General features: G+C 49.6%; 13 protein-coding genes. 12 read left to right on the plus strand and 1 reads right to left on the minus strand.

Going from position 1 to position 13678, the window contains the following annotated elements:
* The first annotated feature begins 17 nt into the window (after positions 1-17).
* The 12 genes from H6750_12575 (at position 18) to H6750_12630 (ending at position 12169) form a co-directional block, all read left to right on the plus strand.
* On the plus strand, positions 18-1271 hold the full coding sequence (locus H6750_12575) for a glycosyltransferase family 9 protein (GenBank protein MCB9775139.1): 1254 nt from the start codon (positions 18-20) through the stop codon (positions 1269-1271).
* A gap of 49 nt (positions 1272-1320) precedes the next feature.
* Complete coding sequence (locus tag H6750_12580) at positions 1321-3138, plus strand: glycosyltransferase (protein ID MCB9775140.1); 1818 nt, start codon at positions 1321-1323, stop codon at positions 3136-3138.
* A 39-nt stretch (positions 3139-3177) separates the two neighbouring features.
* Positions 3178-4833 carry a glycosyltransferase family 9 protein gene (locus H6750_12585; GenBank protein ID MCB9775141.1) on the plus strand — a complete coding sequence of 552 codons (1656 nt, stop codon included), beginning with the start codon at positions 3178-3180 and terminating at the stop codon, positions 4831-4833.
* Positions 4814-5362 (plus strand): hypothetical protein, encoded by a 549-nt coding sequence (locus tag H6750_12590; protein MCB9775142.1) that lies wholly within the window; start codon positions 4814-4816, stop codon positions 5360-5362. Before H6750_12585 ends, H6750_12590 begins: the two co-directional genes overlap by 20 nt.
* A 304-nt stretch (positions 5363-5666) precedes the next feature.
* The gene (locus H6750_12595) at positions 5667-6494 is read left to right on the plus strand and encodes a flagellin FliC (protein MCB9775143.1); all 828 of its coding nucleotides are present in this window, start codon (positions 5667-5669) and stop codon (positions 6492-6494) included.
* A gap of 130 nt (positions 6495-6624) precedes the next feature.
* Complete coding sequence (locus tag H6750_12600) at positions 6625-6960, plus strand: flagellar protein FlaG (protein MCB9775144.1); 336 nt, start codon at positions 6625-6627, stop codon at positions 6958-6960.
* A gap of 129 nt (positions 6961-7089) precedes the next feature.
* Positions 7090-8502, plus strand: coding sequence for a flagellar filament capping protein FliD (gene fliD / locus H6750_12605; protein ID MCB9775145.1), 1413 nt, complete (start codon positions 7090-7092; stop codon positions 8500-8502).
* 14 nt (positions 8503-8516) lie between these two features.
* Entirely contained in the window at positions 8517-8909 is a 393-nt protein-coding gene (gene fliS, locus H6750_12610; GenBank protein ID MCB9775146.1) for a flagellar export chaperone FliS, read from the plus strand.
* Between the two features lie 13 nt (positions 8910-8922).
* Positions 8923-9237, plus strand: coding sequence for a hypothetical protein (locus H6750_12615; protein MCB9775147.1), 315 nt, complete (start codon positions 8923-8925; stop codon positions 9235-9237).
* 320 nt (positions 9238-9557) lie between these two features.
* Complete coding sequence (locus H6750_12620; GenBank protein MCB9775148.1) at positions 9558-9806, plus strand: hypothetical protein; 249 nt, start codon at positions 9558-9560, stop codon at positions 9804-9806.
* Between the two features lie 85 nt (positions 9807-9891).
* Positions 9892-10497, plus strand: coding sequence for a PilZ domain-containing protein (locus tag H6750_12625; GenBank protein MCB9775149.1), 606 nt, complete (start codon positions 9892-9894; stop codon positions 10495-10497).
* Between the two features lie 166 nt (positions 10498-10663).
* A complete protein-coding gene (locus tag H6750_12630; GenBank protein ID MCB9775150.1) occupies positions 10664-12169 on the plus strand; it encodes a hypothetical protein in 1506 nt (501 codons plus the stop codon).
* 71 nt (positions 12170-12240) lie between these two features.
* Here the strand turns inward: H6750_12630 and H6750_12635 are convergent, their stop codons facing one another.
* Positions 12241-13656: an HD domain-containing protein gene (locus H6750_12635; GenBank protein MCB9775151.1), complete on the minus strand. Its 1416-nt coding sequence runs from the start codon at positions 13654-13656 to the stop codon at positions 12241-12243.
* Between the last annotated feature and the right edge of the window lie 22 nt (positions 13657-13678).

The raw sequence follows: 13678 nt of genomic DNA on the forward strand, positions 1-13678 counted from the left end.
CCTAGTCAAGTTAGCCTATGTCCCGAGCCCTTTTAATACAATTAGCTCGGCTGGGTGATCTGGTCCAATCCCTTCCTGTTCTGACTGCCCTGCAATCTGCCTATCCTGAGCGACCGCTTGATCTTCTTTGCCCTTCGCCTTTGGTGGCGCTTGGAGAAGTTTTTCCTTGTGTGGACAGGGTTTTCCCTTGGAATGGGGAACAATGGCATGAATTGGCCACGACCAAGATGACAGATTGTGACCAACAATTGGCCCGAGCCACACGCTATCTGGCTGACCACGCCTTTCCTCCGTATGCATTGGCCTATAATTTGAATAACCATCCCCGAGGGATACTTGCTGCCCATGTATTGAGTGGTCTGGTTGTCGGGCCTGGCGAGTATGGACCATTGAATCAGACGCCTCCGGCATGGGCGGGATATTTACGTCGCATTGCTCAGCATCGAGGAAGCAACCGGGTGCATTTAGCGGATGCGTTTTGCGGGATGTGTCAGGTTCTTCCGCCGCGGGACGTTCCCCACTTGAAGGCCCCTAAGGAGGCATGGCCCTTCGAGCTGGAACTGCCCGTAAATGGTGAACCTTCTACTCTCATCGGAATTGTTCTTGGTGCGGGAGATGCCGACCGGCGAGTTCCTCTTTCTGTGTGGCAAGACCTGATTGTTGCATGCGCTGAGCAAATTCCTCAGTGCTTTCTGCTTTTGGTCGGTGGTGCTGGAGAGCGGGAAGCGGCATTGGCCTTAGAGCATCGCCTTCCCATTAAATATCTCAATCGGGTGGTGAATGGGTGTGGTCGGACTTCGTTGCCCCAGCTTGTGGCTCTTCTGAATCGGTGTCAGTGGGTGGTCGGCTCGGATACGGGACCATTGCATCTGGGAACGATGTGTGGAGCTCGGGCGATCGGCTGGTATTTCTCCCGGGCCAGAGTCCATGAAACGGGCCCCTATGGGGTGGGTCATTATGTGTGGCAACGCGCGGGAGCGCAACTTCGGGAGAGCCCGGATGTCCCTGACGTAAGCGCTGTAGGATCATTTTCTGCCTATTGGCCTGTGATGGAAACCGTCCATTTAATACGGGGAAACCCGGTGAATGCGACAACAGATGAGTGGGATCTCTGGACCGGCAATAGAGATGAGTGGGGGGTGTTTTATACCCGGGATGGCATTCCAGACGTGGCTGTTCTCCGGCGAAAAGATACCTGGGAGGAGCTGTCTCAGCTGGCGAGTCAAGGTATTCGGATGGAAGTCTCGAAGTTGTCGGGAAGGCTCCGGTAGTTTGTAGGCCGGGGCTGTGTTTTTAGGGCAATCAACCAGGAACAGATAAATGGACCTGTTGAAACAAAATATTGGTATTCTTCGCGATCAGGCTCCGGTTCTTGCGGCTCAGATCCTCCAGGTACCAGGAGGAACCCTTTCGATCCAACCAGCTAAATCTGGAATGCCCACCGCGCTTGTCAACTCCCGCTATCTCCATAGTGCGTATGATCCGGTTCGCGAGGCAGAGCGCTGGGCTGAAGAACGCGCGAAAGACTGTCAAGGAGGGGAAGCTATTGTCCTCCTTGGTGTGGGACTACTCTACCATGTACAAGCCTTGCGTCAGGTGTTGCCCCATGACCAGGTCATCATGGTCGTCGTGCCAGATCTTTCTGAATTTGCGGATTGTGTCTCGGTTCGGACGCTGGAAGGGTGGGGGAAAGGGGTGATGTGGCTGGCGGGTTCAATGGCTGATATAGCTGTCCAAGTGACACAGAAAGCCAAGCGGGTCCGCGTTTTGAGTTACGAACCTGCGGCCACGGTTCATCGTGAGGCCTATGAACATTTTCGTCTACAGCTTCGTGAGCATCTCGCTCAACAATTAAGCGGGGCGCTTCACATCATGGTGGTCGGCCCTATTTATGGCGGGTCGTTGCCGATCGCCCGATATGTGGTAAATGCATTGGAAGGTCTTGGACATCGTGTGAGTTGGGTGGATCATAGTCCTCATTATGCGGGATATCAGAATTTGGAAACGATCCGTGATCACCGGTTGCGGCTCACAGTCCAACAACGGATGAGTGAAACGCTGGCGGTGATAAGTCTTGCTCATGTGGCAGAAGATCCCCCTGATCTCGTGTTAGCCTTATCCCAGGCTCCATTAACCATGGCCGTTCTAGAGCAAATGCGTCGAAAAAAGGTGTTAACGGCGATGTGGTTTGTGGAAAATTTTCGGCATTTAACCTATTGGCAGCAGATGGTGACGGGGTATGACTTTTGGTTTGTGATGCAACAAGGGTCATGCTTGGACGCTTTCAGAAAAGCCGGCGCCAAACAGGTCTCGTATCTTCCCTTAGCCGCTGATCCGGCCATTCATCAACCTATGGTTTTCACCGAGGAAGAGCGACGAGAGTTTGTTGCCGACGTATCCTTTTTAGGGGCAGGGTATAGAAATCGGCGACATATCCTCCCATCCCTGGTCGGCCATGGGTGGACATTTAAATTGTGGGGGAATGAGTGGGACAACCCTGGGGCGTTAGCGCCGGTTCTTCAGAGAGGGGGCGCACGCATTGATACTTTCACCAGTGTGAAAATTTTTAATGCCACCTCGGTCAATATTAATTTGCATTCGTACACGGGAGATGGATTCGATCCGGAGGGAGATGGGGTGAATCCCAGGACATTTGAAATCGCCAGTTGCGGGGCGTTTCAAGTGGTCGATACCCGCACCTTGCTTCCGGCCCTTTTTGATGAATCGATGATGGCAATAATTAACAATCCGGACCAGCTTATCCCAATTGTCCAAACCTATCTGCACGAACCAGCCAGGCGAGCGGCCATGGCTGCATTGTCCCGGAAACGGGTATTAGAGGCGCATACATACAGCCATCGGATGAGGACCTTCCTAGGCGCCGTGGGCATGGCGAGCCCTGACCGGCTCGGAGCTATCCTTCAGGGGGATCGTCACGCTGAATCTTTGGTGGCGCGAAGCGGGACGACTCCGGAATTGATTCCAATGCTGAAGCAGTTTCCTCAAACTGAGCGTGTGGAGTTAGTGGATGTGGCGAAAAGTATTAGAAATAAAGGGCCTGAAGCCCGGCTGAATCGTGAAGAACTACTGATTCTGATGATGGATGAATACCGCCAGGAAAAACGGGATTTTCTTTGAAGCTCTGACGGGATAATTTCCCGCTCCCGCCGATTATTCATGAATAAACAAGTCCTCATTATTAACATTACCCGGATGGGTGATTTAATTCAGATGCTTCCCCTTCTCTCACGGTTAGAGGAAGAATGGCCGGGTGTGGCCATTGATCTGATTGTTGATAAAGAATTTGCTCATGTCGCCAGCCTCATTCCTGGCATTCGCCAGGTGTTGATGTTTGACTTCCAGCTGTTGATGGATGAAAGCCGGGTGCGAGCGCGAGACGTGGTCGCCCTCTACCGGGAACTTGCCGGTTGGGTTCAACCGTTACTTCAGGTGGGATACGATCGTGTCGTGAACCTGACCTTTAATCGCCGCAGTGCGTTTCTGGTGAAATATTTCGGGTGTGCAGATGAGCGAGGAATGACCACGACCCAGGATGGGAGTTTCGTGGTGAAAAATCCTTGGATGAAATATTTCGTGGATTTCCATGTGTATCGACCATTGAATCGATTCAATATTGTGGATCTTTTTTCGCTTGGCGGGAGCGGGCCGGGTTCGTTTTCTCCTCTTCGCTTATCTGTGCCCCAGCACATGAAAGAATGGGCACGGACCTATGTGAGACAAGCCGGGCCGGCCGATGAGTGGATTGGCATTCAAGTCGGCGCCAGTGATCCGATGAAAGCCTGGCGACCGGAATACTTTGGACAAATGATGGCGTATCTCGGCCAAAATCGGCCGGTCGGATTTGTGTTGATTGGCACGAAGAAAGAAGAGGCGGATGTTCGCGATGCCATTCGGTGTTACCGGCAGGCGGGAGGATTAGGAAGCATATGTGAAGCTGTCGGCCAAACCACTGTGCCGCAACTGGTGGCTTTGCTTAATCATTGCGTCTTGATGGTGACCAATGACACGGGGCCGATGCACATGGCTGTGGGAGTGAACACGCCGGTCCTGAACGTGTCGGTGGGCCATGTGAATTTTTGGGAAACCGGACCGTTTGGACCAGGGCATTGGGTGGTTCAGCCCGAGATCATGTGTGGCCCATGCGGATTCGATAAGGTCTGCCCTCACCATGCCTGTAAAGACCAGATCATTCCTCAAGAGGTGGGCCAGCTATGCTTACATCTCTTGGGTAATCATTCCTTCCCGTCGTTTTCATCCAAAATTCGAGTATATGAAGGCGGCGTCAATGAAGATCAGTTAGGGACATTTAGGTTAAGAGCGGGAACTGAAGAGCCACGCGTATCCTGGTATGCGGAGTATTGGCGGCAATACTGGTATCAATCCTTTACCGGGAACCCTAGCCTGGTCCCTTTTTCCCCAACGCCTCCACCGGATTTTTCAGACTGCGCGCAGGTATGGCGTCGTTTGGCTCCCCAGCTCGATCAGTTGTGTATTCAAGCCGACACCGTATGGGATATGTGTCGTCAAAGGCCTATCCCGGTTGACAGATTAAAGGCGCGCCAGTACCAGTTAAAAGTTGACACACTCACGATGCAACAGGTCGCCAGGCCGTCATTGGCCTTTGGCCCTTTAGCGATGGCCTTTTTTCGAGATACCTTTAGCTTGGAGTCGTTGACCCTTAGCGGCATGGCCGAGGAACATGCTCAAGCGTATCATGTATTTCGCACTCGAGGGGAAGAAAATTATCGGCGGTTAGAAGGAATGTTTTCTCATGATCCAAGGGGGGGTCGGTATGCACGTACAATTGGATGAAGAAATCTGGGAAGTGGGTGATCGTGTTCAGCTAGGCGAAGTTCTGGCCAATTTGAGTGACCGCGCTCAGGCCAAAGGGTGTTTGGTGACGGAATTAATAGTTGGTAATCGGAAGATGACGGATCGGGAGCTAGTGCCTCCCACCCTGGCTCAAGTGGCGAGCTCGTTTGGATCCATCGCAGCCGTGAGCAAACATGTGGAATCCATCGTGCAATATTCTGAAAAAACGGGCCAAAAATTCGGAGCACAGCTACGTGAACAAGGACAGAAGTTTGTTGATGCTTTCCGACAAGGGGATGGAAAATATCACCAGTTAGACCAATGGTTCGGGCAAATAGCCGATTACCTTGAGTGGCTACAGGTTCATGAATCTATGGGGCTTAAAAAGCCTGAGGCCATCCATAACCTATCGTTTTGGGTCAAAGAATTACTGAATGCTCGAGAAAACGAAGATGCCGTTCGAATTGCAGATATGTTGGAGTATGAAGTGATTCCTTATCTTTCTCAAAATAGTACTCCTCTTCCTTAACGCCAAGCTTTCTCGTCCTTTCATTCCTGTAGCTTCCTACGGAATTAACATCGGAGAATATGGAATGTGAAGTTGTCTCTGTTTACCAGGTCAGGTTACTGCGTGGATTCTCAATGGGGTTTTGTCAGGGAGCACAAGGGTTTGATTGGGCTTCTCTCAAGTTTTCTTCCTGGTCGTCGATACATACCGGTAGAAGTGAAAATTGGTTCATTTCACAATTTTAGAGGAGGCCAATCGGCTCAACCCATTTATTGTCTTCCTCAAGGGACGGATCCTTTGAGGTGCAGCCATCAAGGAGGAAAGTATGGCACTTGTCGTTAACAACAACATCGCATCACTCAACGCCCAACGGAATTTGGGCGTGTCCAGTTCTCAATTGGAAGGGTCCGTCGCCCGTCTTTCTTCGGGTTTGCGAATCACCCGAGCGGCAGATGATGCCGCAGGTTTAGGAATTTCCGAAACCTTGCGGGCTCAGATTCGTAGTATTAATCAAGCAGTCCGAAATTCCAACGACGGTATAAGCTTACTGCAGATTGCGGACGGCGGTGCGGAAGGCATCGGCAATTTGTTAGGCCGTCTTCGGGAACTAGCCGAGCAATCAGCGAGTGGAATCCTCGGCTCGAATGAACGGTCTTTCCTCGATCAGGAATTTGTAGCCCTCCGTTCCGAAATCGATAGAATTTCTTCTGTGACCGAGTTTAATGGGGTGAAGCTGTTAAGTGGAACCGGAAATGATTCCTTGAGTATTCAAATTGGTTTCAGAAGTTCAGCAAATGATACGCTTTCCCTGTCACTCAATGATTTGAACACGAATACCTTAAACCTCGCCTCGACCAATGTGTCGACTTCCGGTAATGCCTTAGACGCACTGTCCAATATCGATAGTGCCATTAGTGCTGTGGCGTCTGCTCGAGCCAATATCGGGTCCTTGCAAAACAGGATTGATGCTGCTGTTGGGAATCTGCAAGTGGCGAATGAAAATATCACTGCCGCTGAATCACGGATTCGTGATGCTGATATTGCCTTTGAGTCAGCGAAGTTCGTAAGGAACCAAATATTAGTTCAGGCGGGTACGTCAATATTGGCGCAGGCCAATACGTTGCCTCAGCAGGCTCTAGCTTTACTGCGGTAAACAGGTATAAGGAGAAACCGGGGCTTCGACCCGGTTTCTCCTTTGGGGAACGAGGGGGGAACCCACAATGATTTCCACACTTTCTAACAGCGCCTCTTTCATAACGGTCTCAGTTGGAAATGAGATTCGGGTGAGGGATGGACAAAAGCCCATAACGGGAGATGTTCAGCGCATATCGGCACTCCCCCCACCAGTTTTTGCCACGAAATCTAGCAAGGATCCAACAGTCAAGGATCCATTAACGAAGGATCAGGTACAGGCGAGTGTGGCTCGACTCCAGGAAACATTGAAGCAGGTTGATCCAAGGATTGAGATCTCTCTGGAAAAGGATATTAATCAGGTGATTTTTCGTGTTGTAGATAAAGAATCGGGGGAGCTAATCCGACAAATACCCTCTGAGAAGGCGGTAGAACTCGCGCGGTTATTTTCCGGACATTCCGGACTCTTGGTGGAAGAGAATATATAATTTCCGCGTCCATCCAAAGACCGTTCAGGAACCCGGTGTCTGTGGGCATGAACAATCAAATATTTGTGTCCAGGTGAACAGGAGTCTGTCGTTTCGTCATATGATAGAGAATGACGAAAGGAATATCCGATGACCATTAGTTTTGGTGGCCTTGGTAACGGTATTGATTTTGGACCGGTTGTCGATGCTCTCGTCAAAGCGCAACGTATTCCTATAGATAATTTAACCCAACAAAAACTGCAGGCGTCACAAAAACAAACAGATTTGGCTTTGTTGGGGGGGAAATTACTGAGTCTGCAAGGTCTGGCAAGTAGCCTTCGCACCCAGGCCAGTTTCAATAAAAATCAAGTCAATGTAGCTGCTGGAAGTGCACAACCTCCTTTATCTGCCAGTGCCTCATCTACGGCGGCGCCTGGAACCTATCAGGTGACTGTGAACCAGTTGGCTTCTGCCCATCAAATTATTTCGAAGGCTTCCACCGCAGTTTCATCCACCGATGCGGATATTGTGGGCGGCGCCTCCGGCATATTCCAATTTCAGGCAGGTACTGGCCCGATTCAAACGGTGAATCTTGATAGTACAGGGACATTGGACGATTTGCGGGCCGCAATTAATGATCTTGGCGCCGGAGTAAGCGCTTCGATTTTGAATACAGGGAGTGAAACCTCTCCGCAATACCGTCTTGTGCTATCGGCTAACGAGACAGGGATCGGTCATGCTATTTCGATTGTGGCTGACGATACCACTTTAAATACGGTCACTACCGGAGTGGATACTTTTCAAGCCGCCCAAGATTCGGAGGTCGTATTAGGAAGGACTGACGTTGAAGCCGGGACGACAGCCATTACCATTAACCGGTCGACTAATACGCTTACCGATGTTGTGGCTGGCCTCAGCCTTAACCTTCAGTCTGTGGATAGCAATCCTGTCACAATTTCAGTGAGTCCGGACAATGGTGCGGTTAAGGAAGCCATCTCAGAGTTTGTCAAAGGGTACAATGAGATCGTGACATTTATCAATGAACGGACCCTTTACAATACAGAAACGAAGGAACGAGGAATTTTCGTTGGTGAAAGTCTGGCTCGCAACGTGCTGGATCGAATCAGGGAGTCCGTATTTTCCCAAATCAGTAATTTGACAACCTATACGGGTGTTTCCCAAATTGGATTTGAAACGGAACCAACCGATGGGACAATTAAATTGAATGAGGAGACATTGGATTCGGCTTTGAGTACGAATTTTGCCGCGGTGCGCGACCTGTTTGTGAAAAATACCACCACCGGCACTAATGGAATTGCGGATTTGACTGTGGATGCCATTGATGGCTTAGATAATATCGATACCGGTTCTCTCACGCGCCGCCAAAATGCCTTAACGCAACAGGTAAAAAATCTTACCCAACAAATCTCTACAAAAGAAGACGCCTCAGCCCGTTATGAAGAGCAGCAACGATTGAAATTTGCGAGGTTAGATGGGTTGTTGGCCACGTTGCAAAGTCAATTGAAACAATTACAGAACGCATTCCCGTCGATTAACGGGTAAAGAGAGGATGGTCTATGATGGTTGGTGCTCAGGCTTATGCAAACACGCAAATCCAAACTGCATCCAACGTTCAAGTAATTGTATTGTTGTATGATGGGGCCATTTCTTCGATGAAACTCGCACAGGAGGGAATGGCCACCCTCAATTATCAGGATAAGTCACGATTTCTCGATCGGGCCCTTCGTGTGATCGGGGAATTATCAGCCTCCCTGAATTTGGAGGAGGGCGGAGTCATCGCAAAGGATTTACGGCGCCTGTATGAATACATGCAATTTGAATTGACTCAAGCCAACATAAAAAATGAACCCCGTCGCTTAGAAGGCCCTATCCGGTGCCTTTCGCTTATTCGGGAAGCCTGGGTGGATTTGGCTGTTCAAGGAACCAAGCCGCAGGCGGTCGGGATTTAGGGCTTCGTGTCCTATGGGTAAAGTTAACTGTCTTGTTGAACAACTCACCCAACATGCTATAGAGGCGGCCCGACATGGCCAATGGGATCAGGTCATTGCTCTCTACCATGAGCGCCTGTCCCAAGGTCCACAGGAATCCCTTTCCTTAGATACCATCCAAGTCCTCATGGAATCTGATCAATGGCTCATTGCCAGGGTTAAAGAAGTGCAAGCGGCAATCAGCCAACATCTGAATGATATTCAGGAGCAACGCCGGAAGTTAGGTGTTCTTAAACGACAGTGGGGAGAAGACCAGACGACCCCGGTTCGACATCTTCTGACCATTTGACTATGGAGGGGAATGTTGAGAGGGTTTTCATGGGCTGCCCCATGAAGTTTTCGCCTAAGATCAAACTCCAAAAATTTTGCCTGACATGACGGAATTTCCCCGTCACAATTTTGACGAAAAGAGTCAAGGTACTCCTAATCGGTCGTTGAAATATCTTCTATGTTTTCTTCCGCCCTACATTTCTGTGGGAAAACAGCCGAAAGAAAAGACAGGCTGTCCAGGTATGACAATTGCGAGATTGCACCGACCAAGGATGAGATCTTCATTTTTAGAGGATGCCACGGCTGGTTGTTCAGGCCTCTATTGAAAGGGACGAAAGGATGACTCAACAAGCGGCATCATCTGCAGACTCTTTGTCAGTAATGACGGATATTTCGACACAAAACAGAAAATTGTTACACTCGCTCTCCAATAAATTACTGCCTATTGTGGTGTTCTCCCAGTTAGCGCTCCGTCGGTGTGAAGATGATCAGCTGAAACGACAATTGGAGAAAATTCATGGGGCTGCCGAACAAGCCAGGGATCTTCTTGTGGAAATTCGCAGCCTTCACGCCGCGGGGAATCCCTAGTATGAAAGCAGTGTTTTAGGACTCCCAGGTGTTGCTATTCCATGGATTATGTGTGATGGCTGGGCGATTCTTATAAAGGTGGCTTATGGATATCGTGGCTTCTGAGGATCGACGTCAAGATTGTCGCGCAGATGTGCCTGTATGTCTGTGGGTTGAGATTCCTCTTGCCTTTTCCTATGAAATGATTGATCTTGATGGGGCAGAATTCAGCCAGTGGCAATGGGATGAGCTGGCGGTCTCCCCGGATTTAGTCAAGGCCATGGTGGATGAAAAGGATCTTACTATCCGTGATCCCTTGCTTTTGCAGATGGTCACGCGTATTGACTGGATGTTGACATCCATTCTCCGGACATTGGGAAAAGATAAAAACCTTAAGGGGGCCATTCCAGAATTTACAAAAGTGAGCCTATGCGGTTCGGGAATAAAATTTTATTCTGAAGACTCCTATCCCCTTGATTCTTTGCTTGTTCTGCGCCTCATTTTGCGTCCATTTATTCCAATTCAGGCCGTTGGGAAAATTGTTAGGGTTAATGCTAAATCTAAAGGCAAGGAACAAGGATTTGAGATCGCAGTGGAGTTCACTAAAATTTCTTCCGACGATCGCGAAGCGATTATTCGACACACGCTTCGGTCTCAAGCCACCATGCAACGGCTTCGCCTCAAACAACCTGTTGATTCTTTCCTTGACTAGGGCGCCAGTAATTTTCTGGTGTCTGGTGTCCGGTCTCGCGCTAATGGCAGGATGTCAGAGATCAACGGAGATTCCCGTTTCTTCGACTTCATCATCGCCAATTCCTTCTCTAACCCACCGTACCCTCAGTCGACCGCATAGCCTTGCTATCCTTCCTTTGGAAAATATGAGCCGGTATTCCCATCTAAATTGGCTGGGGCGTGGACTTCAAGAAATGCTGGTCAGTGATTTGGCGCAATGGCCACAACTTGAGGTGATATCACGAGATGCACTGGGTGCGGTCTTACGGGAGCAATGGCTTCAACAAAGAGGATTTTCATCAGTTGAGAATCCCGTCGGTCTTGGAAAGTTAAAAGGAGTACGGTATCTCATTCAAGGTAGAATGTATGTCCAGCAGGACATTCTTTCCGTGAATTTGCAGATTGTCGACGTAGAAACTGGGGTGGTCGTAGGATCAGTCAGCGCCCAGGGGGTAGAGTCGGATATCCCTGGTTTGGAACAAGACCTTGTGACGCACCTCATTGGTGTGTTTGACCCTTCTCTCAACGAAATTAACCGGTCGATGGTCGATCAAAGTTCCAAAGACACGCAGCCGCATTTTAGGAGGAATCCTGGAGTTGATAAGAAAGGGGAACAGGTGATTGACTCCGAAATAAATCCTTCGCCTATGGTGTCTCAAATTGATGCATTTCTATCATTGGAAAAGCTTACGTATCAGCGAAGGGAAGCGTATCGGTTAGCAGAAACCATTTGGGATGAGGGATGTGTCGTTGAAATGGGGCAACCACTGTATCAGGTTTGGCACTTTTCGATGGATCCCACGAGGTCTCTGCCGGTCATGGCTATTCCTCTTTCATTGTTTTTCTCCCCACACCGGATTTCCAATATATTCGAGGAATCCCAGAAGTCAGGAACCGATTCGGGGGGAAATGTAGATCCTGAGGGATTTACTACAACCCTAGATGAGAGGTCGGGAGCCCAGTCATTATTTATTGAACATTTTCAAAAGCCCCGGCGCGTATTTATCCGTGCTCTTAATGAAAAACATGATGTGTTGGCGATTTTTTCTGATTGGGGGTGGCGGACCGAACGAACATTTTCAATGCGAGGTACTCAAGGGGTATCCGTGCCTATGTGGCCGAACCCGGTTGTCACAGGGCTCGTCAAATTCCCGGTTGCTTGGGTCGAGCGGGAAGGGCAGCATGTGACATTTGATAGCGTGATTGTTCCTGTGCCGGACGAGCATGCTCTTGTTGTGCTGGAGCCCATCGGAGAGTTCAAAGAAGAGGAAAACCAGATTTCACGCCGGGTTGATACGGAAGACATTTTTCTTCAGGGGTTAGAAGCTCTGATCGAATCCAATTGGGCTCCTGCGATAACCGAAGGACTGCCCATGAAAGGGTATCTCCCAGGTAATAAGCGGACGGCAGTGGGTGTTGTCCATGTGCAAGAAAGAAAAATTCGTGACATCCAATTTCAGCATTGGCCGGAGGACCCCTTTTTTCTGCAAAGCTTACAAGATCTTCAAAAAAAGTTATTGGGGGCCTGTCCGGAGTGTCAGGATTCCGGTCAGGCTATCGCCCATCTCTCCGATCCGGTTAAAACATTTCGCTTGCAACTCACTCTGGTGAAAGACATTTCCGCTCTCCATCTTGGCAGTCCCTCCCATTAACCTGACACGCAATCTTCTCATTCCGATGAATCTATGTGTGGGTGCGGGGCGACTATCCCTGCTCTTGGTATTTAAGCCGGTTGAATTAAACTTGGCCAGTGCCGGCGTAGGGTTTCCTCGGCAGCCTTAGCAAGGATCTCATCGATGGAATGATCCCGGCTGAATACTCGCAGGGTGATCATTCGGGCTGGAAGATACTGGAGGTATTTTTGAAGGATGTCTTTTTCGACCGTGCCTTTGGCCGGGTTCCAGACGAATATTTGAAAGTTTCCCATATTGAGCAAATTAATGGGGCGGGGGTCCTTATGAGCAAAGTCTATTCGAATATCCTGGTGACGATATTGAGTAGGTAACAGTCGACGCATCCGGCTCAGAAAGACCTGAGGTTGAAAGGATGATGATGCCGGCTGAATGATGGGGAGCAGCGTGCTGAATGCCGTTTTCCACTTCACGTGCCTTCCGATAATTTGACTCCACTCCATTCCCAATTGTCGTTTATGCATGGAACGGGCGTGCGTCCATGTACGAACCGTTTCGATGACGTACCAATCGGTTAACTGCAGGTAATGCGGTAAGGACTGGAGAGGATTTTTTTTGCACAGGATCTCCATGGTGGGTTGGAAAATTTCCTGAAGATGGATGTCGATCGCCCGTGTGGTGCGATGGTAGTAGACGTTGGCGTAGAGATAGAGTCGCGCGTGTAAAAACATTTGCAATGCCGGAAGACCTGATTGGTGGATTGTGAGTCCCTGTGATGTAAAGAAGGTGTAATGAAGGAGTCGTTCAATATCTACGGGGCCAATGGCTACTCCGCACATGTAGGAATCCCTGAGGACGTAGTCGCAATTGTCCGGGGTATAAATTCCCCCGAGAAGGGGTTGTAAGGCGATAACCCACGGCGGCAGATACTTTGTCGATTTATGAGGATCTTTGAGAATAAGGAAGGCGATATGTTCCGGGTCTAATTGCTCTCCTGGAGCAAATGGCCCGGATGGACTCCGACGGATCTTTTTGATAATTGGCCCCAAATGGTCGCGGATAATGTGTTGGCCGATCACTTCATGCGTCAGATGAAATTGATGCAGGAAATGATGATCGAAAAAATGGCAAAACGGGCCATGTCCGATATCATGGAGCAGGGCTGTTATACGAATCAATTCTTCCAGAAAATGACAGGATGGTACCTCGGAGACGGTTTGGCAAAGGGACGGATAGAGGCGAGCCATAAACCGACCTGCCAGGTGCATGGTTCCGAGGGAGTGCTGGAAGCGGGTATGCTCGGCGCCCGGATAGACCCAATGCGCACTTTGAAGTTGGAGGATATACCGAAGACGTTGAACCCAGGGAGAATCAATCAAATCCTTTTCGGTCTGTTCCGTAGAATCCGGTTCCTGATAGGGAACGGTGATGGAAATATAGCCGTGAATAGGGTCAGCAAGAAGCGAGACGCCATCAAACGGTGATGAGAGTGGTTCTAGCACGGACATGGGCTAAGTGTCTCTCCCCGAC

The organism is Nitrospiraceae bacterium, from assembly GCA_020632595.1.
GTDB lineage: Bacteria > Nitrospirota > Nitrospiria > Nitrospirales > UBA8639 > Nitrospira_E.